Origin of the sequence: Nocardioides sp., from assembly GCF_031422975.1 — a bacterium.
GTDB lineage: Bacteria > Actinomycetota > Actinomycetes > Propionibacteriales > Nocardioidaceae > Nocardioides.
Window position 1 is genome coordinate 1 of sequence record NZ_JANPEO010000174.1, and the last position, 1,874, is coordinate 1,874.

Genomic DNA, 1,874 nt, shown 5'->3' on the forward strand with positions numbered 1-1,874 from the left:
CACTGACCACGGCCGCAGCGTCGCTCGGCTCTGCCGTCACGATCAGTCCCTCGTCCGCCCTGGCGGCAACCAGCCCGACACCGCCGAGCAGCAGGACGCGGGCGGCCGGACCGAAACGGTCCTTGATCACCCGGGCCGCCGCCTGCGCCGACGTCACCACATCGGCCGCCGTGGCAGACACCCCCAGCGCGACCAGGTTGGCCGCGACCTTCTCGGGGGTGCGCGAGGCGTTGTTGGTGACGAAAGCCAGGTGTAGGCCCGCGTCGCGGACTCGTTGCAGCCGCTCCGCCACCCCGTCGATGGCCCTGCCACTGACGTAGACGACTCCGTCGAGATCGAACATGGCGAGGTCATGGCGCTCGATCAGTGGCACCTCGGACGCCTTCAGCACGTTCACCCTCCCGTCAGCCGCTGGTGCGCGGCCCCTACGATGCTTCGATGGACTTCGCGGCAGTGATCACGCCTCCGTACGTGGCGAAGCCCCTGCGACTCGAGCCCTTCCGGGCCCTGCTGCTGGCGCCGAGTCGCGTCGGCGACCCCGCGTCTGCGCGTGCGTTCGCGCGACCCTATCGCGCAGTAGCGGCCCGCCTGCTCGAGTGGGAACGGGCCGGTCGTGTCATCCGCACGGCGGAGCCGGCGCTCTTCCTGCACGAGTACACCGCCGGCGGCCTCACCATCCGCGGCCTCGTCGGAGCCCTCGCGATCGACCGCCGGGCCTCGGGCCTCGAGGACCGGGCGGTCTGGCCCCATGAGGGCATCCACCCGGCACAGGCCGACGAGCTCGCCTCGCGGATGTACGAGATGGGAATGAACCCCGCCCCCATCCTGCTGGTCCACGAGGGCCCAGCGGACGTCCGCGCCCTGCTCCGGACGGTCGCGGCTCGTGCACCGGATGTGGAGTACCTCGATCGCACCGGGCAGAAGCAGCGGATCTGGGCCATCACCGCCCCGGTCGAGATCTCGGCCATCAACACGTCGCTGCGCGACGGTGCCGCCCTCATCGCCGACGGACACCACCGGTACGCCGCCTACCTGCAGCTCCAGGAGGCGCACCCCGGGACACCGTGGGACCGGGGGCTGGCGATGCTCGTCGACCAGACGGACACCCCCTTGTTCCTGGGCGCGATCCATCGGACACTGACCGGCGTCACCGTCGCCGACGTCACGGCCGCGGCCATCAAGGCCGGAGGCGCCGTTCACCCGGGAGACCGTAGCGAGGCCCTGGCAGACCTGGCCCCAGACACCTTGGTGCTCACCGACTCCGAGCGGTGGGCCGTGGTGACGCCCCCGAGCGTCGCGGGGATCGAGCTCGTGGAGTGGCTCCAGGCCGCCCTCATCCCCGCGCTCGCGCAGGCACCGACCGCCATCGCGTTCCATCACGCCGCCGAGGACGCCCTGAGCCGGGCGAAGCGCCGGACCGTGGCGGTGCTGCTGCCGGCTCCTGACTTCGCCGCGGTGCGAGACCTCGTCAACCGGGGTGGGCTCCTGCCCGAGAAGGCCACGTCCTTCCAGCCGAAGCCGAGCCTCGGAGTCCTCATGCGGTCGGTGCACGACGAATCACCCGGGCCGCGCTGACCTCGATCTCCACCCTGGACGCCCGGCCGTGTGCCGTCGCGAAGAAGCGGCGCCTCACCGCACCCTCGACCTCGACCAGGTCGCCCTTGCGCCAGGACCGTGCCGAGCGCCGCACACGCGGTGTCCACGCCGTGCACTCCAGCGCGTCCACGCGTTGGCGCGACTCGTGCTCAGCCGGCCGATCGATCACCACCCGGAACGCGACGAGCACGCTTCCGCTGGGCAGCGTCGTCTCCGAGGCCTCGGCACCGAGTCGTCCCACCAGGCGCACGCTGTTGACCTGCTCCACTGCTGTCTGT

2 protein-coding genes and 1 pseudogene are annotated in these 1,874 nt (G+C 71.7%); 1 reads left to right on the forward strand and 2 read right to left on the reverse strand.

Annotated features, from left to right (window positions below; translation table 11 throughout):
• Positions 1 to 391: pseudogene (locus RMO85_RS05465) on the reverse strand (HAD family hydrolase); the annotation flags it as partial.
• A gap of 47 nt (positions 392 to 438) precedes the next feature.
• Here RMO85_RS05465 and RMO85_RS05470 point away from each other — a divergent pair.
• Positions 439 to 1,575, forward strand: coding sequence for a DUF1015 family protein (locus tag RMO85_RS05470; protein WP_310527104.1), 1,137 nt, complete (start codon positions 439 to 441; stop codon positions 1,573 to 1,575).
• Here the strand turns inward: RMO85_RS05470 and RMO85_RS05475 are convergent.
• Positions 1,535 to 1,874 (reverse strand): single-stranded DNA-binding protein (locus tag RMO85_RS05475; protein ID WP_310527109.1); only part of this gene is annotated, 340 nt, incomplete at its 5' end. The two genes, RMO85_RS05470 and RMO85_RS05475, sit on opposite strands and share 41 nt — an antisense overlap.

Bases quoted from the DNA above. Each gene is read 5' to 3' on its own strand.
- RMO85_RS05470 (WP_310527104.1), top strand. From the start codon at position 439: ATGGACTTCGCGGCAGTGATCACGCCTCCGTACGTGGCGAAGCCCCTG.